Here is a 22,165-nt window from a genome sequence, read left to right as displayed (position 1 = left end):
GGTGGGGGCGGCGCTCATTGCGGACTCCTTCGGCAGCGGTCCGACCATCCTAGAGCCCTGGTGGAGCGCTCTCTCGCCCCGGAACGCGGGACATCCCGCCCTGGACGACCACGAGGCGCCGCCTCCCCGCCCGGACACCGCGATGAGGGCGGGGTCCGGGCGGGGAGGCGGCGCCCCGGAGCAGAGGGCGGGAGCGCAGGACGCGGGCGGCCGGCGCCTCCCGATCAGGCCCGGTGGGCGCCGTGCCCGTCGCGGGGAGGAGCGGTGCTGATCGAGTCCGTCCGGACGTCCGGCTCGATGCTGCCCGCGGCCAGGTCGGCCCCGGCGCGCGCGGCCAGCTGCGGGTCCGTGCGGCGCAGCTCCTCCGCGCTGTCCTCGGCCGCGAGGTCGTGCGCCTCCTGCATGGCCGACTTCGCCCGCAGCGGCGGGGTCTTGAGGAACCACGAGAGCACGAAAGCCAGCAGGACCACACCCAGCGCGACCTGGAACACGGTCACGGTCGCGTCGTTGAACCCGGTCAGGAACGGTGCCGACAGGGCGCGGTCCGCGGTGTTCAGGAACGAGGTGTCGCCGTCGAGCGCGGAGCCGATCGCGGCGGTGTCCTGCGACTGCAGCAGCTTCAGGATCCCGGCGTTGGCCGGGTCCGCGGCGACGGCCGGATCGGTGGCGGCCCGCTGCAGATCCGCCGCGAGCGCCGGGTTCTTGAAGGCCGCGGCGATGGTGTCGGGGATGCGGCTGAACAGCACCGAGAAGATCACGGCGGTGCCCAGGGTGCCGCCGATCTGGCGGAAGAACGTGGAGGCGCTGGTCGCGACTCCCATGTTCGCCACGTCGACCGAGTTCTGCGAGGCCAGGGTGAGGGTCTGCATCATCTGCCCGAGCCCGAGGCCCAGCATCAGCATCCCGCCCATCATGAAGATCACCGGCTTGTCGATCGTCACGAAGGTGAAGTAGAAGAACGCGGCCGACATCAGGAAGGTGCCGACGATCGGGAAGGCGCGGTAGCGGCCCGTGCGCGAGATGATCTGACCCGAGACGATCGAGGCGATCATCAGGCCGAGGATCATCGGCAGCATCAGGAAGCCGGACTCGGTCGGCGTGGCGCCGTTCACCAGCTGCAGGTACAGCGGGATCGCCATCATGCCGCCGAACATGCCGAAGCCGACGAGGACGCCCAGCACGGTCGCCATCGAGAAGGTCGGCGAGCGGAAGAGCTTGAGGGGGATGAGCGCGTCGTCGCCCATCATCCGCTCTGCGGCGATGAAGCCGATGATGCCCAGCGCGCCGACGATGTAGCAGACCCACGCGATCGGCGAGCCCCAGCCCCACTCGCGGCCCTGCTCCGCGATCAGCAGCAGCGGGCCCGCGGCGATGACGACGAGGGAGGCGCCCCACCAGTCGATCCGCACCGAGCGCTTGCCGGCGGGCTTGGGCAGGTGGAGGAACCGCACGACGATGAAGAGCGCGACGGCGCCGATCGGCAGGTTGATCAGGAAGACCCAGCGCCAGCCGGTGATGAAGAGGATCTCGGGGGTGCCGGCGAGCAGGCCGCCGATGAGCGGTCCGACGACGCTGGAGATCCCGAAGACGGCCAGGAAGTAGCCCTGGTACTTGGCGCGCTCGCGCGGGGGCAGGATGTCGCCCATCACCGTGAGCGCGAGCGACATGAGCCCGCCAGCGCCGAGGCCCTGCACGGCGCGGAAGCCGGCGAGTCCGAGCATCGAGGTCGAGAAGCCGGCGAGCGTCGAGCCGATCAGGAACAGCACGATCGCGATCAGGTAGAGCGGGCGGCGTCCGAAGATGTCGGAGAGCTTGCCGTAGATCGGCGTCGCGATCGTCGAGACGATCAGGTAGGCGGTGGTCACCCACGCCTGCTGCGAGAGGCCGTCGAGGTCGTCCGCGATGGTGCGCATCGAGGTGCCGACGATGGTCTGGTCGAGCGAGGAGAGGAACATCCCCGCCATCAGGCCGAAGATGACGAACAGGATCTGCCGGTGCGACATCACGGCGCCGGACGGCGTCGAGGTCGGAGCGGATGGAGCGGAGGCGGAGTCGGCCACGGTGGTCCCCTTGTCTGGCGGACGCGTCCAGGCACGGCGATCCGCCGCAAACGTTGCGTGCTGCGCAAAGTTACACCGCGTGCGGAGAGCGCGACAGGGCGTCCGGCGAGCCTGAACGGGATCTCAGGGCCGCCGTGCCGGGGCGATGCCTCAGGCCGGAGCGGGGACCGCCTCGTCCGCCCAGCCGGCCTCGCGGAGCGCTGCGCGGGCCTCGGCTCGGGCCGAGTACGGCGTGCGCACGCCGAGGATGTCGCGGTAGTTCTGGTGCCCGGGGCCGGCCCAGAGGACGGCGTCGCCCTCGTGCGCCAGGGAGACGGCGACGCGGATGGCGCGCTTGGGGTCGTCGACCTCGTGGATCTCGGCGTCCGGACGTGCGGCGCGGGCGGCGTCGACGAGGGTGCGCCGGATCGAGGCCGGGTCCTCGAAGCGCGGGTGGTGGTCGGTGACGACCAGCACGTCGCTGCCCCGGACGGCGGCTTCGGCCATCGCCGGGCGCTTGAGCGCGTCCCGGTCGCCGTCGGCGCCGAACACCATGATCACGCGGCCGGGAGTGACCTCGCGGACGGCCTCCAGGGTGCGAGCGAAGGCGTCGGCGCTGTGGCCGAAGTCGACGTACACCGTGGGGCCGCGGTCGCCCGAGACGCGCTCGGTGCGGCCGGGGAGGGAGGCGTCGACTCCGCCGTCGCGGTGCAGCGCGGCGCGGATCTCGCCGATCGGCCGACCGGACTCGATCAGCATCACGATCGCCAGCCCGGCGTTGGCCGCCATGTGGGTGCCGATGATCGGCACGGAGGTCGTGATGGCACGGCCCTCGCGGTTCCCGATCCGGAAGCGGGTGCGGCCGAACTCCTGCTCGAGCACCGTCACGGTCCAGTCGGCGTCGACGCCCGGGAGGGAGGTGATCGTGGTGACCGGCACTCCGGCGACCTCGACGAGGCGCGCGCCCGCGGGGGAGTCGAGCGAGACGACGGCCCGGCGCGCGCGATCGGGCTGGAAGAGCTGCGCCTTCTCGCCGAAGTAGGTGTCCATGTCGCCGTAGTCGTCGAGGTGGTCGTGGCTGAGGTTCGTGAAGCCGGCGACGTCGAAGACCACGCCGTCGACGCGGTGGCGGGTAAGGGCCTGGGCGCTGACCTCGATGGCGGCCGCGCCGACGCCCTCCTCCTCCATGCGGGCGACGAGCGCGTGCAGCTCCGTCGCCTCCGGGGTGGTCAGTCCGCTGGTCACCGAGGTGTCGCCGATGTGGCGCTCCGCGGTCGAGCTGAGGCCGGGCACGACGCCGAGCTGGCGGAGGATCCCCTCGAGCATGTGCACGGTCGACGTCTTGCCGTTGGTGCCGGTGACACCGAGCAGCACGGGGGAGCGCTCGGCCGTCCCGTAGACGGCGGCGGCCACGGCGCCCAGACGGGAGCGGGGGTCGTCGACCACGAGGACGGGCAGACCGGTCGCGCGCGCGGCGTCGGCGCCCGCGGTGTCGGTCAGCACGGCGGACGCGCCGCGTGCCACGGCCTGCTCGACGAACTCGGCTCCGTGGCGGTTGACCCCGGGCAGGGCGACGAAGAGGTCGCCGGGCTCGACGTCGGAGGCGATCAGCGTCACTCCGCTGATCTCGGCCGTCAGGCCGCCCTCGTCCGCGATCTCGAGCGTCCGCGCGAGGGCGGCGAGAGGGACGGAGGGTGCGGTGAGGGGTCGGAGCATGGGGTCCTTCCATCGACGGCTCCGTGGGGGGCCGTGCGGCCGAGGGGGCGGTCGCACGCGGAGTCGTGGCTGTCACTCAAGCTAGGGGGTCCGCTTATGTGAATCCTTAGAGGATATGCGCGACCCGCGTGGAGGGGCACGGGTGGACAGAACCGATCGCCGGTGCTTCAGCAGATGCGCAGGAACGGGTCTGTCTAGGCTCGGAGGATGACGTCGAACGAGAACGAGCCGACCGATGGGCACTCCGTCCGCCGCAGAGCCCTGGTGATCGGGGGTGTGGCCGCCGCGGCGGGCCTGACCGCGCTGGGGGTCGGAGCCGCCATCGGGAACGGTGCAGCGGCGCCCTCGCCGACCCCCTCGACGGCGCCGCCCGCTCCGTCGCCCTCCACCGCCGCGACCACCTCGGCTCCCACAGCGGAGCCGACCACCACCCCCACGCCGACCCCTGCTCCCACCGCCTCCGGGATCGACCTCACCGCGCAGTCCGTCGATGACCCGGCGAGCACCTGGGTCGTCGTCAACAAGCTGCGGACGCTCGCGCCGGTCGACTACGTCCCCGCCGACCTGACCTTCCCCGACGTGCCCTACGTCAACCGCCAGCCGATGCGCCAGGCGACCGCGGACGCCCTCGTCCCGCTCGTCGCCGCCGCCAGCTCCGAGGCCGGCCTCTCGCTGGCCGTGCAGAGCGCCTACCGCTCCTACGACACCCAGGTCAGCGTCTACGCGGGCTGGGTGTCCTCGCGCGGGCAGGCGGGAGCGGATGCGACGAGTGCCCGCCCGGGGCACAGCGAGCACCAGACCGGCTGGGCGGTCGACGTGGTGGGCGTGTCGGGCGCCTGCGCGCTCGAGATCTGCTGGGGCGACACTCCGGAGGGGCAGTGGGTCGGCGCCAACGCCCACCGCTTCGGCTTCCTCGTGCGCTACAAGCCCGACACCACTCCGATCACGGGGTACGAGTCTGAGCCGTACCACCTGCGGTACGTCGGGACCCCGCTCTCCGGCTACCTGCACGACTCCGGCATCGAGACGCTCGAGCGCTTCTTCGGCCTTCCGGATGCGCCCGATTACGCGCCGGGAACCACTTCCTAGGCGATCTAGCGATCACAGACGGACACGATCGGGCGTGACACGCGCCGCTCGTTACCGTACTGTTATTCGGAGCGCTTTCAGAGGCCCGTCCTACGGGTCTCCCACCCCCGCCTGGTGACATAGCCGCTTCCCCTGCTCCCGAGCCCGGTCCCCCGCCGAGCCGCCGACCCGTGAGACCTCTCTGTGCCCCCTCGCTCCACCCGCTCCACCGTGCCCGCCGACCACCCCGCGACTCCCGCGCCGACCCCCGGCGCTCCGCTGACCCGTCGCGAGGCCCGCGAGCGCGAGGGCCGCATCCGGCCCGCCGCTCCCGCGGCCGCCGCGCGACCCTCCGCTCCCGCCCCGGTGCACCCGGCCCCCGAGGAGTCGTTCCCGTCCCGCCGCGACCGGCGCGAAGCGGAGGGGCACCGGCTCCGCTCCGCACCCGCCCGCCGCGGAGCCTCCTTCTTCCGCCCGTCCCCGCGCACGCTGGCGCTCGCCGTCTCCGGCGGGCTCGTCGTCGTGGCCGTCGCGTCGAGCCTCAGCCTCACCGTCGGCACCGGCTCCTCGGCCGGATCGGCCACCGCGACGCCGTCCGCCGCTCCGACCTCGACCAGCGTCGCCGTGCTCCCCGCGACCACCGCCTCCGCCCGGGTCGTCCTCAGCTCCGTCTCCACCACCTCCGGCACCGTCGCCGGCGGCACGAGCGTGACGCTCGAGGGATCGAACCTGGACTCGGTCGCCACCGTCCGCTTCGGCGAGGCCGAGGGCAGTGTCGCCGTCGACAACCCCGACCAGATCACGGTCACCGCGCCTCCCGCCGACGGAGAGGCCGCGGGGGAGGTGCCGGTCGCCTTCTTCGACGCCGACGGTCAGGCCATCACGTTCGACGCGGTCACCGACTCCGCTGCGGCGGTCACCGTCGACGGGACCCCGGCCGACGCGGTGCAGCCCGCCGTCGACACGTCGGGCACCGCGGAGGGCACGACGGCCGAGGCCTCGACCGACCTCGCCGCCCCGACCGCGACCGCCACTCCCAGCCCCGCCGCGACCGGCGTGCTCGCCAGCACCAAGGTCGTCGCCTCGGCGATCACCTTCGCCTACACGCCCGACCCGGCGATCGAGGCCGCGAAGGCCCAGGCCGCGCTGGACGCGAGCCGCCTGGCCTCGCAGCTCGACTACCTCTCCACCTACTGGAACGACTACAACTCGGCCCAGTACGGCGTGATCTCGGGCAACGACTGCGTCAACTTCACCTCGCAGTCGCTGATCGCCCGCGGCTGGGAGATGGACGGCGAGTGGAGCTACTCCTCCTCCGGCGGCTACAGCTCCGCCTGGGCGTCGTCGACCGCGTTCAACGACTACCTCGGCGCGCACCCCGAGCGCGCGACCGCGATCCCCGACTCCGAGCGGAGCCGCGTGAAGCCGGGCGACATCATCCAGTTCGACTGGGACGGCTCGGGCGACTGGGACCACACGGGCGTCGTGACCAGCGTCGACGGCGACAGGATCCTCTACTCCTCGCACACCGCCGACAACCACGACCAGAGCATCGACGCGGCCTCCGCCGGCCGGATCATGTTCTGGGGCGTCTGACGCACCACGCACCACGCACGACGACGGGGCCGCCACCGCTGATGCGGTGACGGCCCCGTCGAGGTTCCGGTCAGCTCACTTCTTGAAGACGTCCTTGACGTCCTCGCCGACCTTCTTGGTGTGGGCCTTGGTCTGGTCGGCCTGGCCCTCGGCCTCGAGGCGCTCGTTGTCCGTCAGCTTGCCGACGGCCTCCTTGGCCTTGCCGACCAGGTTCTCGGCTGCGTTGCGGATCTTGTCGTCTGCACCCATGAGGGGCTCCTTCTGTTCGGTGTGACCATCCGCCGGCGGATGCCGGGGAAGCTGCGGGACCGGGGTCAGGCGACCCGGTCCTCCTTGGAGAAGCCGGCGCGGGCGCTCGAGGCGACCTCGAGCAGGACCGGCAGGCGGGCGCCGAGCAGGGCGTCGAGCGCGTCGACCTCCTGGTGCACGGCGTCGACCACGGTGCGGGGCGAGACGCCGCCGCGGGGGAGGACGCGCACCTTCAGCGCCGTCTCGGATCCGTGGCGGTAGGCCGCGACGGTGACGTCGAGGAGCTCCGTCCGCCCGGCGAGAGCCGTCTCGAGGACGTCCTCGGCGAAGCCGGTCGCGATCTCGATCCCTCCGGCGGGCGTGCCCTCGGCCTCGTCGCGGAGGACGGTGCCGGTGCGGCCGTGACCGTGGGCGAAGGCCATCGCCAGCGCGAGGACGATGCCCAGCAGGCAGATCCCGACGACGGCGTAGAGCGGCCAGAGGACGGCTGCATCGCTCCAGACGGTGCCCTCTTTGGGGGACAGCCGCGACACCAGAGCCGCGCCCTCGCCGTCGGCGAAGGAGAGGACGGAGTCGCGGACCGGCTGCGAGACGGCGACCAGCACGGCACCGGCGCTGACCAGCGCGAGCACGAGGCCCACGACGAGCAGGACGAGCCGGTTGACGAAGCGGTTGCTCGTGGTCATCAGATCCTCCCGGAGGTCGAGACGCGGACGGTGGAGCGCGGGGCGGGCTTCGCGCCGATGCGGGCGAGCTCCTCGTCGACGGCACTCTGCACGGCGTCGCGGTCGACCGCGATGCCGGAGGCGGGGGTCACCTCGACCAGTGCGGTGCGCCGACCGAGCGAGGCGCGGGTGTCCTCGCGCCGGGAGTGGGCGGCCGTGCGGGCTGCGCGGGCAAGGGAGGAGGCGATCACGCCGTCGTCCACGACCACGGCGAGGCGGTCGTCGTCCACGGTGTGGCGGGCCCGGACGCCGGGCGCCAGGGCGAGCACCAGCAGGACGAGAGCGAGGACTCCCGCGCCGACGGCCACGCCGATGAGGGCGGGGTTCGCCAGCGACGCGACTCCGACGATCGCGCCCAGCAGGGCGGACGGCGCGACGAGCAGAGGCGCGGCGCCGAGGATCGCGAGCACCGCCTCCGTGCCGACGTACGCCGCGACCAGGGCGATGAGCACCAGGACGACGATCTGCGCGGCGGAGCGGGACTTGTGGGTCTCGCGGCGGAGGTAGCGGCTGTAGCGGGTGTCGGGCGCCGACGGTGCGGGGCTCATGCGACTCTCCTCGTGCTTCGGGTGCGGGTGCCCGTGACCCGGATGTCGATCCGGCTGACGGTGCGGCCGGTCAGCGCCTCCATGCGGGAGGCGATGCGGGTGCGGTCGCCGTGCAGGCGCTCGAGCAGGGAGCCGCCGGACGGGGAGGCGCCCGGCTCGACGACGACCGGCGCGGTCACCGCGAGGGCGAGGCCGCCCCGGTCGTCGGAGAGGCGGACGCGGATCGCGGAGACCTCCACGCCCAGCTCCTCGTGGACGATCGCCACGGCGGCGCGCTCGATGGAGCGCACGGTGATGGTGACGGTGCCCGCCACCGGCGATGCGGGATGCGTGTCGAGAGCGGTCACGGTGGGCTCCTAGCGGGAGGTGGTGCGGCCGCGGAACACGTCCACGAGGCTGCGCACGTCGAGGGTGCCGTCGGCGATGCGGGCGATCACGACGCCGAGGGCCATGAACAGGGCGGTGAGGACGAAGCCCCAGAAGCCGAACATCAGGGCCGCGAAGGCGAGGATCGCGCCGACCACGACGCCGAGGACGGTGCTGCGGCCGCCGGGGGCGGTGGGCGCGGGGCGCTGGAAGTCGCTCATCGGACGCGGCTCTCGGTCGACTCGTCGCCCTTGTCGTCACCGGGGATGTGCACGTCGACGACGGCGACGTTGATCTCGGCGACGGTCATGCCGACCAGCTCGGTGATGGCCTCGGAGACGGCGGCGCGGACGGAGTCGGCGACCTTCTGCATGGGCACGGGGTACTCGACGACGATGGTGACGTCGGCCGCGACCTGGGTCTCGCCGACCTCGACGCTCACGCCCTGGGCGTGGTCGGCGCCGCCGACGGCCTGGCGGATCGCGCCGAAGGCACGGGCGGCGTTGTTGCCGAGGGCGAAGACGCCGGGCACCTGGCGGGCCGCGATGCCGGCGACCTTGGCCACGACGCTGTCGTCGATGACCGTGGTGCCCTGGGCGGTGCCGGAGGTCCGCGAGCCGCCGAGGCTCGTGACCGTGTCGACGGGGGTCTTGTCGACGCGGGTGGTGGAGGGGGTGCGCGTGGTGTCGCTCATGAGGTCTCCTGGACGTCTCATCGGCTGCCGTTGCTGAGCAGACCGGGGTCGAAGGCCCGGCGGAAATCCGGTCGGGCTGTGCTTTCATGAGTGAGACGGAGCCCGGACGGCGTTCGTCACGGTGCTCGGCGGACTTTTTCCTGAGCGTCACCTGAGAGGCGGCCCGAGGCCGCGTGAGCGGAGAGGGAGGAGGTGCCGTGCCCGGACTGGAAGCGGCGAGCGATGCGCTGCTCGCCGAGCGCTCCGCGGAGGGCGACGTGCGCGCCTTCGAGGTCCTCGTCAAGCGGCACCAGTCGATCCTCCGTGCCTACGCGTGGCGGCTGACGGGCTCGCAGGCGGACGCCTCCGACGCCGTGCAGAACGCGCTGATCACGGTCTGGGCGCAGCTCCCGCAGCTCAAGGAGCCGGCGAGCGTGCGCAGCTGGATGATGCGGATCGTCAGCCGCTCCAGCGTCGACCTGCTGCGCCAGCGCCGCCCGACCGACGACGTCGACGCCGTGGAGCATCCCCCGGCCCGAGAGCCCGGCCCGTTCGAGGCCGCCGAGCAGAGCGACGCTATGCGGGCTCTCGCGCACGCCCTGTCCGAGCTGCCGGAGTCGCAGCGGCAGTGCTGGGTGCTGCGCGAGGTCGGCGGGGAGTCGTACAACGAGATCGCCGATCACCTCGGTCTCACGGTGACCGCCGTGCGGGGCAAGCTCGCCCGCGCGCGCGAGTCGCTGGTCGTGGCGATGGAGGACTGGCGATGAGGGAGCAGACGCGATGAACGCGGACCAGGGTCCCGGCGACGGGCCGGAGCGCGCGGGGGAGCACGACGTCGTGCTGCCGCCCGCGCCCGAGGCGGACGCGACGGAGCAGGAGGGCGACGGCATCGGCATCGACGAGCTGAGCGACTACCTCGACCGCGGGCGCACGCCGTACGACCCCGCCATCGAGGAGTCGCCGGAGCACCGGCGCACTCTGCGCGCCCTCGAGCGCGTGCGCGCCCTCTCCGGCGCGCTCATCGACGACGACGCCGCACGCCTGCCCGCGCCGGAGGAGAGCTGGTTCGGCTCGATCCTCACCCAGGTGCGCCGCGAGTCGCGGGCCGGACGCGACATCCCGCTGGCGAGCGTCCAGCCCGACGTGGCGCTCACGATCACCGAGGGAGCGGTCCGCGGACTCGTGCGCGAGGCGGGCGACAGCGTCGCCGGCGTGCTGGTCGGCCGCTGCCGCCTGGTCGGCGACATCGCCGAGCCGGGCGCGGAGGTCGTGGTGGAGCTGACGATCTCGGTCTTCTGGGGGGTGCCGATCGCCGAGGCGGCCCAGCAGGTGCGCGAGCGCGTGCACTCGCGGCTGCTGACCCAGACCGAGCTGCGGGTGTCGAGGATCGACGTCCGCGTGGAGGACGTCTACGTCCCCGGGACGGGGGAGTCGTGAGCGGCCTCGAGGCGGCGGCCCCGGTCGATCCGGTGTCCGCGCTCGCCGCGGAGCTGCGCGCCCTGGACGGCGTCGCGACCCTGATGCCGGCCAAGCCCGAGGTGCGCGACGTGCTCGCGCACGCGGCGACCGCGCTGAGCGCGACCGGGATCGTGGTCGAGCCGCTGGGCACCGCGAGCGGCGGCACGTTCGCCGATCCGGTCCTGGTCCGCGTCGCGGGGGACGAGGTGTCCGTGGCCGTCGACCTCTGCGTGACCGCGGAGGCGTCCGCGCCGGACGTGGCCCGCGCGATCGGAGCCGCGGTGCGCGAGTGGTGCGTCCGGGTGCATCCGGGGCTGCGGCCGCGGGTGACCGTCCGGGTCGCCGCGATCGACTAGGCGGACCGCCCGGCGGACCCGGCTGCTCGCAGGTCGGGGCTCCTCTCGCGAGGTGCGGACCCGTACTCCCCGCTGCCGTGCTCCCCTCCTCCGGAGTGCACCCGGCCTCCCGGAGCGACGGTGCTGCGAGCCGCCCGAGGACCGTGACGGCGCCGTCTCCCCGGAGCCCTCGCTCAGGCGCGCTCGGCGAGGAACGCGTCCGTCTCGGCCGCCGTCGGCGCGGACACCGCCGCTCCGGCGCGGGTGACCGAGATCGCCGCGGCCGCGCTCGCCCAGCGGGTGAGGGCGACCAGCTGCTCCGGGTCGTCCAGCCGTGCTCCGGAGGCGGCGAGCCGGGCCGAGAAGGCGCCGCAGAAGGTGTCGCCCGCGCCGGTGGTGTCCACGGCCTCCACCCGGAAGGCCGGAGTGCGCACCGTCTCGCGGTCGCGGACCGCCACGACGACGCCGTCGGAGCCGAGGGTGACCAGCACGAGCGGGACCAGCGCGGTGAGGGCCGCGGCGAGCGCGTCGTCGTCGGCGGCGGTGATGCCGCGATCGGCGGCGAGCTCGCGGGCCTCGTGCTCGTTGACGATCAGCACGTCGAGCACCGCGAGGAGCTCCTCCGGCAGCGGGCCGATCGGGGCGGCGTTCAGGATCGACACCGTGCCGCCGGCGCGCGCGGCGCGGGCCGCCTCCGTCACCGTCGCGGTCGGGATCTCGAGCTGCAGGAGCAGGGCGTCGGCCGCCGCCACCAGGGCCGACTCCTCGGCGGTCAGCTCGACCAGGGCGGCGTTGGCACCGGAGTCGACGACGATCGCGTTCTCGCCGCGCTCGTCCACGGTGATCTGCGCGGTGCCGGTGCGGACGTCGCCGCGGCGGGCGCGCAGCTCCAGCGGCTCCTCGCCGAGGACCGCGGCGAGCCGGTCTCCCGCCGAGTCGCGGCCGAGGCTCGTGACGAAGACGGTGCCGGGCTCGGTCCGTGCGGCCGCGACGGCCTGGTTGAGGCCCTTGCCGCCCGGGAAGGTGCTCGCGTCGAGGGCGAGCGCCGTCTCTCCCGGAGCGGGGATCCGGGCGACCCGGTGGACGTGGTCGAGGTTGGCGCTTCCGAGCACGAGGAGGGGCATGCCCTCGACGTTAGAGCACGCGCAAGGGGGTCCGCCGCGGGCTCGGCCGCACCTACGGTGGGGGCATGGAAACTCGAATCCTCGGACGCACCGGCGCCCCCGTCTCCGTCGTCGGCCTCGGAACCTGGCAGCTCGGTGCCGACTGGGGGGACGTCGCCGAGACCGACGCCCTCGCCGTGCTCGACGCCGCGGTGGAGTCGGGGGTCACCCTCTTCGACACCGCCGACGTCTACGGCGACGGCCGCAGCGAGCGGACGATCGGCGCCTACCGCGCGGCGCACCCCGACGCGCAGGTCTTCGTCGCCACCAAGATGGGCCGCCGCGCGGAGCAGATCCCCGCCAACTACGTGCTCGACAACTTCCGCGCCTGGACCGACCGCTCGCGCGCCAACCTCGGCGTCGACACCCTCGACCTGGTGCAGCTGCACTGCCCGCCCACCTCCGTCTACTCCGACGACGCCGTCTACGACGCCCTCGACACTCTCGTCGCGGAGGGCGCGATCGCGGCCTACGGCGTCTCGGTCGAGCGCACGGAGGAGGCGCTGACCGCCATCGCCCGTCCGAACGTCGCGAGCGTCCAGATCATCCTGAACGCGTTCCGCCTGAAGCCGCTCGACGAGGTGCTGCCCGCCGCCCGCGAGGCCGGCGTCGGCGTCCTCGCGCGCGTCCCGCTCGCCTCGGGCCTGCTCAGCGGCCGCTACACGACCGAGACCGTGTTCGCCCCGGAGGACCACCGCAGCTACAACCGCGACGGCTCCGCGTTCGACGTCGGCGAGACCTTCTCGGGCGTCGACTTCGCGACCGGCGTGGAGGCCGCGCAGGAGTTCTCCCGCCTCGCCGACGACCACGGCCTCGCCCCCGCGGCGGCCGCGCTCGCCTGGATCATCCAGCAGGAGGGCGTCACCTCGGTGATCCCCGGCGCCCGCTCGCCCGAGCAGGCCCGCGCCAACGCGGCCGCCGCCTCCGCCGCGCCCCTCGGCCCCGCCTTCATGGAGGCCGTGAACGCCCTCTACGACACCCACTTCCGCCCCACCGTCCACCCGCGCTGGTAGCCCGCCCGCCGGAATCCTCGCTGAGGTGCCCGAGAATGCAGCTTTTCGTGCGACACGACTGCATTCTCGGGCACCTCACCTGTTGATGGCGGCACGGACGAGGTCGACGACGCCGTCCAGGTCGGCGAGATCGTCGCCGGTCAGCTCGATCACGTGCCAGCCCGCTGCGCGGAGGCGCCCCATCCGAGCGCGGTCCTTCCGCCAACGGCCGCGCTCGACGCGGTGGTAGTCGCCGTGGTACTCCACGACGACGCCGGCCCAGCGGATGCAGAGGTCGACACGCGCGAGGAATCGGCCGGAGGAGTCGTGGACGACGAGGCCGGGCTCGATGCCGCGGATGCCGTGGGAGACCAGTGCCACACGGACGAGGGACTCGGGACGCGATTCCGCGCGCCCGTCGAGCAGCGCGATCGCCGAGCGCAGCGTGTGGAGACCACGGCGACCGGGGTGGTTCTCCACCGCGGATCGCAGGTCCTCCGAGGTGGCGAGTCGACGGTGGAGGAAGGAGTCTCCGACGGCGACCAGATCCGGGACACCGAGAACGTTCCCGAGGTCGCACCACGTCCGAGCCGGCGAGGTGAGCCGGCCGCGACGCCCGAGGAGGACGTCGCCCGAACGGAGGATCAGCTTCCGTCCGGCGATCCCCGTCGCGTGCGGTGCTCGACGCGGAGCCGCCACCGCGATGTCGAGATCCGACCGCTCCTCCCAGGCGGGCGGGAGCGGAGCGCCCCACAGCAGTGCGGCGGTCGGGCCGCACACGACTGCGGCGTCGCCCAGGCGGTGGAGGAGCGCAGCGCACCTGTCCACGAGGTCTGTCGCCTCCGACTCCGATCTGATGCCGTAGGTCGGGGTGCTGAAGCGGCGTCCGCGAAGGACTCCGGGGGACACTCCCGCGGCGCGCGCCTCCGAGACCGAGAAGACGTCCCCGGGTCCTGCCTCCTGCTGCATGCGCCCACAGTGCCCGCGTGCGCGGGTCTGAGTGCGCCACTCTCCACAGGGCACGACCGAGGTGCCCGAGAATGCTCCCGATCCGCTCGGATCACAGCATTCTCGGGCACCTCATGCCCGGACGGAGGAGCGCAGCGCCTAGGAGTTCAGCGCCGCGTCCACGATCGTGCGCGCCTCGGCCTGCACCTCGTGCAGGTGGTCGAGGCCGCGGAAGCTCTCGGCGTAGATCTTGTAGACGTCCTCGGTGCCGGAGGGGCGCGCGGCGAACCAGGCGTCCTCGGTGACGACCTTGACGCCTCCGACGGCCGCGCCGTTGCCGGGGGCCTTCGAGAGCTTCGCGATGATCTCGGAGCCGGCGAGGGTCGTCGCCGCGATCGCGTCGCCGTCCAGCTTGCCGAGGGCCGCCTTCTGCGCCTTCGTCGCCACCGCGTCCACGCGCTCGTAGACCGGGTCGCCGAAGCGCTCGGTCAGCTCGCGGTAGAGCGCCGACGGGCTCTTCCCGGTGACCGCCACGATCTCGGAGGCGAGCAGCGCGAGGAGGATGCCGTCCTTGTCGGTGGTCCAGACGGTGCCGTCGAAACGGAGGAACGAGGCGCCCGCGGACTCTTCGCCGCCGAAGCCCACCGATCCGTCGACCAGCCCGGGGACGAACCACTTGAAGCCCACCGGGACCTCCCACAGGCGCCGGCCCAGCGACTCCGCGACCCGGTCGATGATCGAGGAGGAGACCAGCGTCTTGCCGATCGCCGCGTCCTCGCGCCAGCCGGTGCGGTGGCGGTAGAGGTAGTCGATCGCGACGGCCAGGTAGTGGTTGGGGTTCATCAGTCCGCCGTCGGGGGTGACGATGCCGTGCCGGTCCGCGTCGGCGTCGTTGCCGGTGAGGATGTCGAAGTCGCCGGCGCGCGCGACGACCGAGGCCATCGCGCTGGGGGAGGACGGGTCCATCCGGATCTTGCCGTCCCAGTCGAGGGTCATGAAGCCCCAGGCCGGGTCGACCTCGCCGTTCACCACGGTCAGGTCGAGGCCGTGCATCTCGGCGATCAGCTGCCAGTAGTGCACGGAGGCGCCGCCGAGGGGGTCGGCCCCGATCCGCACGCCGGCCTTCCGGATCGCGTCGAGGTCGATGATGTTCGCCAGGTCTGCGACGTAGTGCGTGCGGTAGTCGTAGGTCTCGACCGCGGAGGGCTCGGCCGAGGTCACGCCGCGGTTGCCGTCGGCGATGAGCTCGTTGGCCCGGTTCGCGATCCAGGTGGTCGCGTCGGAGTCGGCGGGGCCGCCGTGCGGCGGGTTGTACTTGAAGCCGCCGTCGCGGGGCGGGTTGTGCGAGGGGGTCACCACGATGCCGTCGGCCCGGTCGGTGTGCGCGGGGTCGTTGTTGTAGCGGAGGATCGCGTGGCTGAGCGCCGGGGTCGGCACGAAGTCGTCGAACTCGTCCACGAGCACGCGGACCTGGTTGCCCACCAGGACCTCGAGAGCGGTGGTGAGGGCCGGACGGGACAGCCCATGCGTGTCGGCGCCGATGAAGAGCGGGCCGGTGATGCCCTGCTCGGTCCGGTACTCGACGATCGCCTGCGTGACGGCGGCGATGTGGTCCTCGTTGAAGGCCGTGTCGAACGAGGATCCGCGGTGGCCGGAGGTGCCGAACACCACCTTCTGAGCCGGATCGGAGACGTCCGGCTTCTTCTCGTAGTACGCCCTCACGAGGGCCTCGACGTCGATGAGATCGGAGGCCTGTGCCGGCTTCCCTGCGCGATCGGTCATGCGGTCCATAGTGGCAGTCCGGCCCCCTCCAGGGGTACCGCGGCTGGCTAGGCTTGCGCCATGCCCGACAGCGCCCCCGAGACCCGTGCCTACAGCTATCTCGGGCCCAGCGGCACGTTCACGGAGGCGGCCCTCGCGCAGGTCCCGGAGGCGCGCGGACAGCTGTGGCGCAGCGTCGCGAACGTGGGGGAGGCGCTGAGCGATCTGGTCACCGGCCGCAGCGACGGCGCGGTGATCGCGATCGAGAACTCGGTCGAGGGCGGAGTGACGGCCGCGCAGGACGCGCTGGCGCGGATCCCGCGGCTGCGCATCGTCGGCGAGTACCTGGTGCCGGTGTCGTTCATCCTGGTCGGCCGCCCCGGAGCGCGCCTCGAGGAGGTGCGCACCGTCGCCGCGCACCCCGTCGCCTACGGACAGTGCCGGGTGTGGCTCGACCGCGAGATCCCCAGCCACGAGCACCTGCCCGCCTCGAGCAACGTCCAGGCCACCGTCGACCTGCTGAGCGGATCGCCGGCGGACGCGGCCATCGCCCCTCCCGGGATCGTCGCCCACCACGACGTCGCGGTCCTGGCCGAGCGGATCGGCGACAACCCGAACGCCGTCACGCGCTTCGTGCACGTCTCGCGCTCGCACGCGCTGCCCGAGCCGACCGGCGCCGACAAGACCAGCGTCATCGCGGAGCTCCCGGCCGACCAGCCGGGCGCCCTGCTCGACATGCTCGAGCAGTTCGCGACCCGCGGGGTGAACCTGAGCATGATCCAGTCGCGGCCGATCGGCGACGCCCTGGGCCGGTACCGGTTCGTCATCGACCTCGACGGGCACGTCCAGGACGAGCGGGTCGCCGACGCGCTGATGGGGCTGCGGCGCTTCAGCCCGAAGGTGATCTTCCTCGGCTCGTATCCGCGCGCTGACCGCCGCCCGGTCACCTCCGTGCGACGCTACGACGACGAGGTGTTCCTCGAGGCCCGCGACTGGCTGCGCGGGATCCTCTCCCACGAGCCGGAGGTCGACGATGACCGGGGACGACGATGACAGGTCACGACGATGACTGACGACGACGACGACCGGGTCGACCCGCGCTACGACCCGGCGTTCCAGCGCGGGTTCTCGGGACCGGTGGAGCGCCTGCGCGGCGACGAGCGGGCGTTCGCCAGGCCCGGGACGGGGGCCGTCCCCGGTGCTCCCGCCGCCATGTCCGGAGCCGCCGCTCGTCCGGCGCCTCCGGAGCCGCGCGTGGTCCGATCCGGCTCCTCGTCCGTGCCCGGACCCCGCCGCATCATGGCCCTTCCCGACATCGCGGGAGCCGCCGAGGGCCGGCGGTCGCACCGCCTCGGCGCCGAGACCGCGCCCGCACCCCTGCCGGAGCCCGCCGCCCAGCCCGCCGCCGAGCCCGCTCCCGCAGCTCCCGTCGAGCCCGCGCGCGAGACGCCGCTGCTGCGGAACCCGTGGCTCCTCGTGCTCCTGCTCGCCGGTCTCGCGGGGACTCTGATCGGCCTCGCGCTCCTCTACACCGGCTACTCCTCGCCGCCCCCGCCCTACTACGGCGACTCCGACGTGCCCTCGCCCGCGTGGATCCAGCGGCAGCTCCTCTACTACTCCTGCATCCCCCTGCTGGGCTGCCTGCCGGCGTCCCTGCTGCTGGCGGTCGGAGTGGCCGCCCTGCGGTGGCGCGGAGTGGTCGTGCGGCCCCGCCCCGAGGAGCCGCGGGACGGCGCGCAGCTCCTCGAGGCCGAGGCTCAGACTCCGGACGCGCCGAAGAGCAGGCCGAGGAGGTAAGTGACCAGGGCCGCGCCGTAGCCGATCCCGAGCTGGCGCAGCGCCCGGGCCAGGGGTGGGGCGCCCGAGAGCAGCCCGACGACCGCGCCGGTGGCGAGCAGGGCGATGCCCACGAGCACGCAGGCGAGGACCACCGCGGCGAGCCCCGTCAGGCCGAGCAGGTAGGGCAGCACCGGGATGATCGCGCCCGAGGCGAAGAAGCAGAAGCTCGACAGTGCGGCGCCCATGCCCGTGCCGATCGACTCGTGCTCGTCGACGTCGGGGTCGCCCGCGGGGCCGCCCAGCGTGATCGGCGAGGTGACGGCGCCGCCGCGCAGGCCGGTGAAGACGGAGGCGGCACGTGCGTCGGCCTGCTCCTGGGTCATTCCGCGAGCGCGGTAGACGAGGGCGAGCTCGTTCGCGTCGACGTCCAGGTCGGGGACGATGCGGTTCGCGTCGAGGTCCGGGCTGGAGGCCGAGAGCAGCTCGCGCTGCGAGCGCACCGAGACGAACTCGCCCGCGCCCATCGAGAGGGCGCCGGCGAGCAGGCCCGCGATGCCCGTGAACAGGACGACGCCCGTGCCGACTCCGCTCGCTCCCACTCCGAGCACGAGGGCGAGGTTCGAGACCAGGCCGTCGTTGGCTCCGAAGACCGCCGCGCGGAACGTCCCGGAGAGGCGGTTGCGGCCGCGCTCGGCGAGCCCGCGGACGACCTCGCCGTGGATCCGCTCGTCGGCGGCCATCGCCTCGGTGGCGTCGTCGTCGTCGGCGTAGGGGGAGCGGGCCTCGGCGCGCTGGATCAGGGCGAGGACGAACACGGAGCCGAAGCGGCGGGTGAGGAAGCCGAGGAAGCGCGTGCGGAGGTCCGGGCGGGGCGCGGGCTCCGCCGCGGAGCCGAGCAGCTCCCGCCAGTGCTCCTCGTGGCGGCCCTCGGCCACGGCGAGCGCGAGCAGGATCTCCCGCTCCTCGCCGGTGCGGCGTCCGGCGAGGTCGCGGTAGACGGAGGCCTCGGCGAGCTCGTCGGCGAGGTAGCGGCGCCAGCGGCGCACCTGGGCGGGACTGGGGGTGGGGGCGGTGGTCGCCATGCGATCTCCTGGCTCAGGCCCGCCGACCCGCGCGAGAGGACCGGTCAGGACGTGCGTCGACTGACCGAAGGTCTCGTTCGCCCAGGCCGGAGCCGGGGTGGAGCGCCGGGCCCGGATCGTCCCGGACCAGCATGTCGACGCGCCTCGTCGTCCGCTCGGCGGACGGTGGGAACTACTCCCCTTCGCGGGGACCACCGTAGCCGAGATCGAGCGAGCCCGCCCGGCCGGTCCGCGCTCCGCGGCCCAGACGTCCGCTCGGCCCGGAGCCGGAGCGTCGTCGCGGACGCTGGCGCCGGGTCAGAGCGAGGCGGTCGCCCGAGCGGCGCGCCGGGTCTGGCGCTCGTGCTCGGCGTCCAGGAGCGCGCGCGTGGCCGGGACCGCCAGGAGATCGACCAGGGTGTCCGTCTCCTCGACGATGCGCTCGGCGCGGTCGAGCGGGTCGGTGCGCAGGAGGCGGCGGGCGGCGGACGCGACGTGCGCCGGCTTCGCCGCCAGGGCGCGCACGCGCTCGTCGATGCGGCCGGCGAGGTCGGCGCGCGGCACGACCTCGGTCACGAGCTGCCACTCCAGCGCCTCGGCCGCGCGGACCGGGCGGCCCGACAGCACGAAGTCCAGGGCGCGGCGGCGGCCGACGACGCGGGGGAGCGCGGCGGTGACTCCGACGTCCGGGACGAGCCCGACGTCGCCGTACGCGCTGAGGAAGAGGGCGGCGGGAGTCGCGATCACGATGTCGGCGGCCAGAGCGAAGGCGATGCCGGCGCCGGCGACCATGCCGTCGATCGCGCAGACGACGACGGCGCGGCTGTCCTCGAGCAGGCGGATCACCTGGGCGGTCGTGGTCGCGACGTCGCGCAGGTAGTGGTCCGGGTGCTCGGACCCCATGATCGCCGAGATGTCGCCGCCCGTGCAGAACGCGCGGCCTGCGGCGGTGATCACGATGACGGAGCAGCCGGAGTCGGCGTCGAGGTCGGCGACGGTGCTCAGGAGCAGTCGCGCGGTGCCGAGGTCGATCGCGTTGAGGGCGTCGGGGCGGTTGAGGGTGATCCGGGCGACGGAGCCGTCGCGCTCGAGGACGACGCCGGGGGTCGCGTCGATGAGGGGGGTGACGTGCATGGGAGAGCCTTCAGGGGAGCAGGGATGTCGAACGCGGGGGGACGTTCTCGGGGGACCTCTCACATTCGCAGCCGTCCCCGCGATCGGATGCCGCCTCGCGGCCGATGCTCAGCCGGCCCCGGGGGTACGCGCGGGCGGCGGCCCGTCCCGGCCCTCCTCTACACTGCTGGGGTGATTGATCCCGTACTTCTGCGCGAGAACCCGGACGTCCTGAAGCGCTCGCAGGAGGCGCGCGGCGACTCCGTCGAGCTGGTCGACGAGGCGCTGGAGGCCGACCGCGTGCGCCGTGCGGCGATCACCGAGGCGGAGCGGCTGCGGGCCGAGCAGAACGCCTTCGGCAGGACCGTCGCCAAGGCCCCCAAGGACGAGAAGGCGGCCCTCGTGGCCGAGGCCCAGCGCCTCGCCGCCGCCGCCAAGCAGGCCCAGCAGGAGGCCTCCGAGGCCGACGACGCCTTCACCGTGCTGGTGAAGCGCATCGCGAACCCGATCATCGAGGGCGTCCCCGCGGGCGGCGAGGAGTCGTTCGAGCTCGTCAAGACGGTCGGCGAGCGCCCCGTGTTCGACTTCGCCCCGCGCGACCACCTCGAGCTCGGCGAGCTGCTGGACGGCATCGACATGCAGCGCGGCGCGAAGGTCAGCGGCGCGCGCTTCTACTTCCTCAAGGGCCTGGTCGCCCGCCTCGAGATCGCCCTGATGAACCTGGGGCTCGAGAAGGCGCTCGCCGCCGGCTTCACCCCGCTGATCACGCCCACCCTGGTGCGCCCCGAGATCATGGACGGCACAGGCTTCCTCGGCGAGCACGACGACGAGGTGTACCGCCTCCGCGACGACGACCTCTACCTCACCGGCACCAGCGAGGTCGCCCTCGCCGGCTACCACGCCGACGAGATCCTCGACCTCTCCGGCGGCGCGAAGCGCTACGCGGGCTGGAGCACCTGCTACCGCCGCGAGGCCGGCTCGGGCGGACGGGACACCCGCGGCATCATCCGCGTGCACCAGTTCAGCAAGCTCGAGATGTTCGTCTACACCCTCCCCGAGGAGGCGGAGGCGGAGCACGCGCGCCTGCTCTCGTACCAGGAGGACGTCCTGCAGAGCCTCGGCCTGCACTACCGCGTCATCGACACGGCGGCCGGCGACCTCGGCCAGAGCGCCGCGCGCAAGTTCGACGTGGAGGCCTGGGTCCCCACGCAGGAGACCTACCGCGAGCTGACCTCGACCTCGAACTGCACCACGTTCCAGGCCCGCCGCCTCGACACCCGCTACCGCACCGAGTCGGGGAGGACCGCTCCGGTCGCCACTCTCAACGGCACGCTCGCGACCACCCGCTGGATCGTCGCCCTCCTCGAGACCCACCAGCGGGCGGACGGCTCGGTGCTCGTCCCCGAGGCGCTGCGGCCCCACCTCGGCGGCCTCGAGGTGCTCGAGCCCGTCGCATGAGCGCGGTCCGCGCCTCCGGCCGCCGCCTCGTCGCCCTCGACATCGACGGCACCGTCATGCACGAGGACGGCACCATCACCCGCGCGGTGACGGACGCGATCACCCGCGTGGCCGCCCAGGGCGACGAGGTGATGCTCGCCACCGGGCGCTCGCCCTCCTCCACACTGCCCGTCGTCGAGCGCCTGGGGATCTCGCCCGAGTACGTGATCTGCTGCAACGGGGCGGTCACTCTCCGCCGCGACGCGTCCGGTGCCTACGTCCCCGAGACGGTCGAGACCTTCGACCCGACGGAGGTCCTCGAGACCATCCGCCGCTCCCTCCCCGACGCGCACTACGCCGTCGAGGACGCGGACGGCGCCTTCTTCTACACGGAGGCGTTCCCCGGCGGCGCCGTGATGGGCGCCGAGACGACCCACGTCCCCTTCGAGGAGCTGCTCGGCCGGCTGTGCACCCGCGTCGTCGTGATCTCGCCCGAGACCGGGATCGAGGAGTTCACCTCGCTGGTCGAGGAGATGGGCCTGCACCAGGTCAGCTACGCGATCGGCTGGACCGCCTGGCTCGACATCGCCCCTCACGGCGTCAACAAGTCCACCGCGCTCGAGGTCGTCCGCGAGGAGCTGGGCATCGAGCGGAGCGACGTGGTCGCGCTGGGCGACGGCCGCAACGACATCGAGATGCTCACCTGGGCCGCCGCCGAGGGCGCAGGGCTGGCGATGGGCCAGGCGCCGGACGAGGTGCGCGCCGTGGCCTCCGCCGTGATCCCCTCGGTCCACCAGGACGGCGTGGCGGTCGCGCTCTCAGCGCTGCGCTGACGCCGGGCGCTCGGCGGTTACTATCGGGTGTCGCTCCTCCGGGAGCGGCGAGGAGGGCTGTCCGAGCGGCCGATGGAGCCAGTCTTGAAAACTGGTGGGCGGAAACGTCTCGTGGGTTCGAATCCCACGCCCTCCGCCACAGCGTCCGGTTCTGCAGGCCGACCCTCGATGGCGTCTTCCGACGCCCGTCCTGGCGCGCGACGACGGAGGCCCGCCCGCTCTCCTTCGGAACGCGCCACCCCTCTGTATAGGATTGCGCGACGCCCGGGATCGACGCCCGGCCCTCACCTCCGCACCACTGACGC

Annotated in this window: 23 protein-coding genes and 1 tRNA gene; 11 read left to right on the top strand and 13 right to left on the bottom strand. The window is 73.3% G+C overall.

The window, feature by feature from the left end; genetic code table 11:
* Positions 1 to 224: 224 nt before the first annotated feature.
* Together C5D44_RS11730 and C5D44_RS11725 are read right to left on the bottom strand one after the other, a co-directional pair.
* Complete coding sequence (locus tag C5D44_RS11730; protein ID WP_104277023.1) at positions 225 to 2,003, bottom strand: MDR family MFS transporter; 1,779 nt, start codon at positions 2,001 to 2,003, stop codon at positions 225 to 227.
* A gap of 207 nt (positions 2,004 to 2,210) precedes the next feature.
* Positions 2,211 to 3,755 carry a Mur ligase family protein gene (locus C5D44_RS11725; RefSeq protein ID WP_104276972.1) on the bottom strand — a complete coding sequence of 515 codons (1,545 nt, stop codon included), beginning with the start codon at positions 3,753 to 3,755 and terminating at the stop codon, positions 2,211 to 2,213.
* Between the two features lie 207 nt (positions 3,756 to 3,962).
* Between C5D44_RS11725 and C5D44_RS11720 the strand changes: the two genes are divergently transcribed.
* Both C5D44_RS11720 and C5D44_RS11715 read left to right on the top strand, forming a co-directional pair.
* Entirely contained in the window at positions 3,963 to 4,844 is an 882-nt protein-coding gene (locus tag C5D44_RS11720) for a D-alanyl-D-alanine carboxypeptidase family protein (RefSeq protein ID WP_104281736.1), read from the top strand.
* A 183-nt stretch (positions 4,845 to 5,027) separates the two neighbouring features.
* Positions 5,028 to 6,419, top strand: a complete 1,392-nt coding sequence (locus C5D44_RS11715; RefSeq protein ID WP_104281735.1) for an amidase domain-containing protein — start codon at positions 5,028 to 5,030, stop codon at positions 6,417 to 6,419.
* A gap of 75 nt (positions 6,420 to 6,494) precedes the next feature.
* Here C5D44_RS11715 and C5D44_RS11710 read toward each other — a convergent pair whose 3' ends face one another.
* The 6 genes from C5D44_RS11710 to C5D44_RS11685 form a co-directional block, all read right to left on the bottom strand.
* Positions 6,495 to 6,668 (bottom strand): CsbD family protein, encoded by a 174-nt coding sequence (locus C5D44_RS11710; RefSeq protein WP_104226788.1) that lies wholly within the window; start codon positions 6,666 to 6,668, stop codon positions 6,495 to 6,497.
* Between the two features lie 65 nt (positions 6,669 to 6,733).
* Complete coding sequence (locus C5D44_RS11705; protein WP_104281734.1) at positions 6,734 to 7,354, bottom strand: hypothetical protein; 621 nt, start codon at positions 7,352 to 7,354, stop codon at positions 6,734 to 6,736.
* Entirely contained in the window at positions 7,354 to 7,941 is a 588-nt protein-coding gene (locus C5D44_RS11700; protein WP_104281733.1) for a DUF6286 domain-containing protein, read from the bottom strand. The genes C5D44_RS11705 and C5D44_RS11700 overlap by 1 nt, the downstream gene beginning before the upstream one ends.
* Positions 7,938 to 8,288, bottom strand: coding sequence for a hypothetical protein (locus C5D44_RS11695; protein WP_104281732.1), 351 nt, complete (start codon positions 8,286 to 8,288; stop codon positions 7,938 to 7,940). The genes C5D44_RS11700 and C5D44_RS11695 overlap by 4 nt, the downstream gene beginning before the upstream one ends.
* Positions 8,289 to 8,297: 9 nt before the next feature.
* Complete coding sequence (locus C5D44_RS11690) at positions 8,298 to 8,528, bottom strand: DUF2273 domain-containing protein (protein WP_104224954.1); 231 nt, start codon at positions 8,526 to 8,528, stop codon at positions 8,298 to 8,300.
* Entirely contained in the window at positions 8,525 to 9,001 is a 477-nt protein-coding gene (locus C5D44_RS11685; protein WP_104276978.1) for an Asp23/Gls24 family envelope stress response protein, read from the bottom strand. The genes C5D44_RS11690 and C5D44_RS11685 overlap by 4 nt, the downstream gene beginning before the upstream one ends.
* A gap of 197 nt (positions 9,002 to 9,198) precedes the next feature.
* Here C5D44_RS11685 and C5D44_RS11680 point away from each other — a divergent pair, with 197 nt between their 5' ends.
* From C5D44_RS11680 to C5D44_RS11670, 3 genes are read left to right on the top strand one after another with little or no spacing between them, the layout of a single operon-like run.
* Positions 9,199 to 9,747, top strand: a complete 549-nt coding sequence (locus C5D44_RS11680) for an RNA polymerase sigma factor (RefSeq protein ID WP_104224956.1) — start codon at positions 9,199 to 9,201, stop codon at positions 9,745 to 9,747.
* 13 nt (positions 9,748 to 9,760) lie between these two features.
* The gene (locus C5D44_RS11675; RefSeq protein WP_104281731.1) at positions 9,761 to 10,417 is read left to right on the top strand and encodes an Asp23/Gls24 family envelope stress response protein; all 657 of its coding nucleotides are present in this window, start codon (positions 9,761 to 9,763) and stop codon (positions 10,415 to 10,417) included.
* The gene (locus C5D44_RS11670; protein WP_104276980.1) at positions 10,414 to 10,794 is read left to right on the top strand and encodes a hypothetical protein; all 381 of its coding nucleotides are present in this window, start codon (positions 10,414 to 10,416) and stop codon (positions 10,792 to 10,794) included. The genes C5D44_RS11675 and C5D44_RS11670 overlap by 4 nt, the downstream gene beginning before the upstream one ends.
* A 173-nt stretch (positions 10,795 to 10,967) precedes the next feature.
* Here C5D44_RS11670 and C5D44_RS11665 read toward each other — a convergent pair whose 3' ends face one another.
* Complete coding sequence (locus C5D44_RS11665) at positions 10,968 to 11,897, bottom strand: ribokinase (RefSeq protein WP_104281730.1); 930 nt, start codon at positions 11,895 to 11,897, stop codon at positions 10,968 to 10,970.
* A 65-nt stretch (positions 11,898 to 11,962) separates the two neighbouring features.
* On the opposite strand from C5D44_RS11665, the gene C5D44_RS11660 reads away from it, so the two are divergent.
* Positions 11,963 to 12,949: an aldo/keto reductase gene (locus C5D44_RS11660; protein WP_104276982.1), complete on the top strand. Its 987-nt coding sequence runs from the start codon at positions 11,963 to 11,965 to the stop codon at positions 12,947 to 12,949.
* A 75-nt stretch (positions 12,950 to 13,024) separates the two neighbouring features.
* Here C5D44_RS11660 and C5D44_RS11655 read toward each other — a convergent pair whose 3' ends face one another.
* Both C5D44_RS11655 and pgm read right to left on the bottom strand, forming a co-directional pair.
* On the bottom strand, positions 13,025 to 13,897 hold the full coding sequence (locus C5D44_RS11655; protein WP_104281729.1) for an endonuclease domain-containing protein: 873 nt from the start codon (positions 13,895 to 13,897) through the stop codon (positions 13,025 to 13,027).
* 138 nt (positions 13,898 to 14,035) lie between these two features.
* Positions 14,036 to 15,658: a phosphoglucomutase (alpha-D-glucose-1,6-bisphosphate-dependent) gene (pgm, locus tag C5D44_RS11650; RefSeq protein WP_104277024.1), complete on the bottom strand. Its 1,623-nt coding sequence runs from the start codon at positions 15,656 to 15,658 to the stop codon at positions 14,036 to 14,038.
* 60 nt (positions 15,659 to 15,718) lie between these two features.
* Between pgm and pheA the strand changes: the two genes are divergently transcribed.
* Together pheA and C5D44_RS11640 are read left to right on the top strand one after the other, a co-directional pair.
* On the top strand, positions 15,719 to 16,690 hold the full coding sequence (gene pheA / locus C5D44_RS11645) for a prephenate dehydratase (protein ID WP_104281728.1): 972 nt from the start codon (positions 15,719 to 15,721) through the stop codon (positions 16,688 to 16,690).
* A 12-nt stretch (positions 16,691 to 16,702) separates the two neighbouring features.
* Positions 16,703 to 17,434, top strand: coding sequence for a hypothetical protein (locus C5D44_RS11640; RefSeq protein ID WP_104281727.1), 732 nt, complete (start codon positions 16,703 to 16,705; stop codon positions 17,432 to 17,434).
* Here the strand turns inward: C5D44_RS11640 and C5D44_RS11635 are convergent.
* Both C5D44_RS11635 and C5D44_RS11630 read right to left on the bottom strand, forming a co-directional pair.
* Entirely contained in the window at positions 17,395 to 18,498 is a 1,104-nt protein-coding gene (locus C5D44_RS11635; RefSeq protein WP_104281726.1) for a VIT1/CCC1 transporter family protein, read from the bottom strand. The genes C5D44_RS11640 and C5D44_RS11635 overlap by 40 nt on opposite strands.
* A gap of 297 nt (positions 18,499 to 18,795) precedes the next feature.
* Complete coding sequence (locus C5D44_RS11630) at positions 18,796 to 19,611, bottom strand: enoyl-CoA hydratase/isomerase family protein (protein ID WP_104281725.1); 816 nt, start codon at positions 19,609 to 19,611, stop codon at positions 18,796 to 18,798.
* Positions 19,612 to 19,782: 171 nt separating this feature from the next.
* On the opposite strand from C5D44_RS11630, the gene serS reads away from it, so the two are divergent.
* From serS to C5D44_RS11615, 3 genes are all read left to right on the top strand, one after another.
* Positions 19,783 to 21,048, top strand: a complete 1,266-nt coding sequence (serS, locus tag C5D44_RS11625; protein WP_104281724.1) for a serine--tRNA ligase — start codon at positions 19,783 to 19,785, stop codon at positions 21,046 to 21,048.
* Positions 21,045 to 21,860 carry an HAD family hydrolase gene (locus C5D44_RS11620; RefSeq protein WP_104276989.1) on the top strand — a complete coding sequence of 272 codons (816 nt, stop codon included), beginning with the start codon at positions 21,045 to 21,047 and terminating at the stop codon, positions 21,858 to 21,860. Before serS ends, C5D44_RS11620 begins: the two co-directional genes overlap by 4 nt.
* Before the next feature lie 51 nt (positions 21,861 to 21,911).
* A tRNA-Ser gene (locus C5D44_RS11615) sits at positions 21,912 to 21,999 on the top strand.
* Positions 22,000 to 22,165 lie beyond the last annotated feature (166 nt).

The organism is Rathayibacter sp. AY1B5 (genome assembly GCF_002932795.1).
In the GTDB taxonomy this organism is placed as follows: Bacteria; Actinomycetota; Actinomycetes; order Actinomycetales; family Microbacteriaceae; genus Rathayibacter.
Note: the sequence above shows the minus strand (reverse complement) of the source record. Positions and strands in the feature narration are given on the sequence as shown.

Bases quoted from the DNA above. Each gene is read 5' to 3' on its own strand.
- C5D44_RS11725 (WP_104276972.1), bottom strand. From the start codon at position 3,755: ATGCTCCGACCCCTCACCGCACCCTCCGTCCCTCTCGCCGCCCTCGCG.
- C5D44_RS11685 (WP_104276978.1), bottom strand. From the start codon at position 9,001: ATGAGCGACACCACGCGCACCCCCTCCACCACCCGCGTCGACAAGACC.
- pgm (WP_104277024.1), bottom strand. From the start codon at position 15,658: ATGACCGATCGCGCAGGGAAGCCGGCACAGGCCTCCGATCTCATCGAC.
- C5D44_RS11720 (WP_104281736.1), top strand. From the start codon at position 3,963: ATGACGTCGAACGAGAACGAGCCGACCGATGGGCACTCCGTCCGCCGC.
- C5D44_RS11730 (WP_104277023.1), bottom strand. From the start codon at position 2,003: ATGTCGCACCGGCAGATCCTGTTCGTCATCTTCGGCCTGATGGCGGGG.
- C5D44_RS11690 (WP_104224954.1), bottom strand. From the start codon at position 8,528: ATGAGCGACTTCCAGCGCCCCGCGCCCACCGCCCCCGGCGGCCGCAGC.
- C5D44_RS11630 (WP_104281725.1), bottom strand. From the start codon at position 19,611: ATGCACGTCACCCCCCTCATCGACGCGACCCCCGGCGTCGTCCTCGAG.
- C5D44_RS11635 (WP_104281726.1), bottom strand. From the start codon at position 18,498: ATGGCGACCACCGCCCCCACCCCCAGTCCCGCCCAGGTGCGCCGCTGG.
- C5D44_RS11705 (WP_104281734.1), bottom strand. From the start codon at position 7,354: ATGACCACGAGCAACCGCTTCGTCAACCGGCTCGTCCTGCTCGTCGTG.
- C5D44_RS11710 (WP_104226788.1), bottom strand. From the start codon at position 6,668: ATGGGTGCAGACGACAAGATCCGCAACGCAGCCGAGAACCTGGTCGGC.
- C5D44_RS11700 (WP_104281733.1), bottom strand. From the start codon at position 7,941: ATGAGCCCCGCACCGTCGGCGCCCGACACCCGCTACAGCCGCTACCTC.
- C5D44_RS11655 (WP_104281729.1), bottom strand. From the start codon at position 13,897: ATGCAGCAGGAGGCAGGACCCGGGGACGTCTTCTCGGTCTCGGAGGCG.
- pheA (WP_104281728.1), top strand. From the start codon at position 15,719: ATGCCCGACAGCGCCCCCGAGACCCGTGCCTACAGCTATCTCGGGCCC.
- C5D44_RS11620 (WP_104276989.1), top strand. From the start codon at position 21,045: ATGAGCGCGGTCCGCGCCTCCGGCCGCCGCCTCGTCGCCCTCGACATC.
- C5D44_RS11665 (WP_104281730.1), bottom strand. From the start codon at position 11,897: ATGCCCCTCCTCGTGCTCGGAAGCGCCAACCTCGACCACGTCCACCGG.
- C5D44_RS11675 (WP_104281731.1), top strand. From the start codon at position 9,761: ATGAACGCGGACCAGGGTCCCGGCGACGGGCCGGAGCGCGCGGGGGAG.
- C5D44_RS11640 (WP_104281727.1), top strand. From the start codon at position 16,703: ATGACTGACGACGACGACGACCGGGTCGACCCGCGCTACGACCCGGCG.
- C5D44_RS11660 (WP_104276982.1), top strand. From the start codon at position 11,963: ATGGAAACTCGAATCCTCGGACGCACCGGCGCCCCCGTCTCCGTCGTC.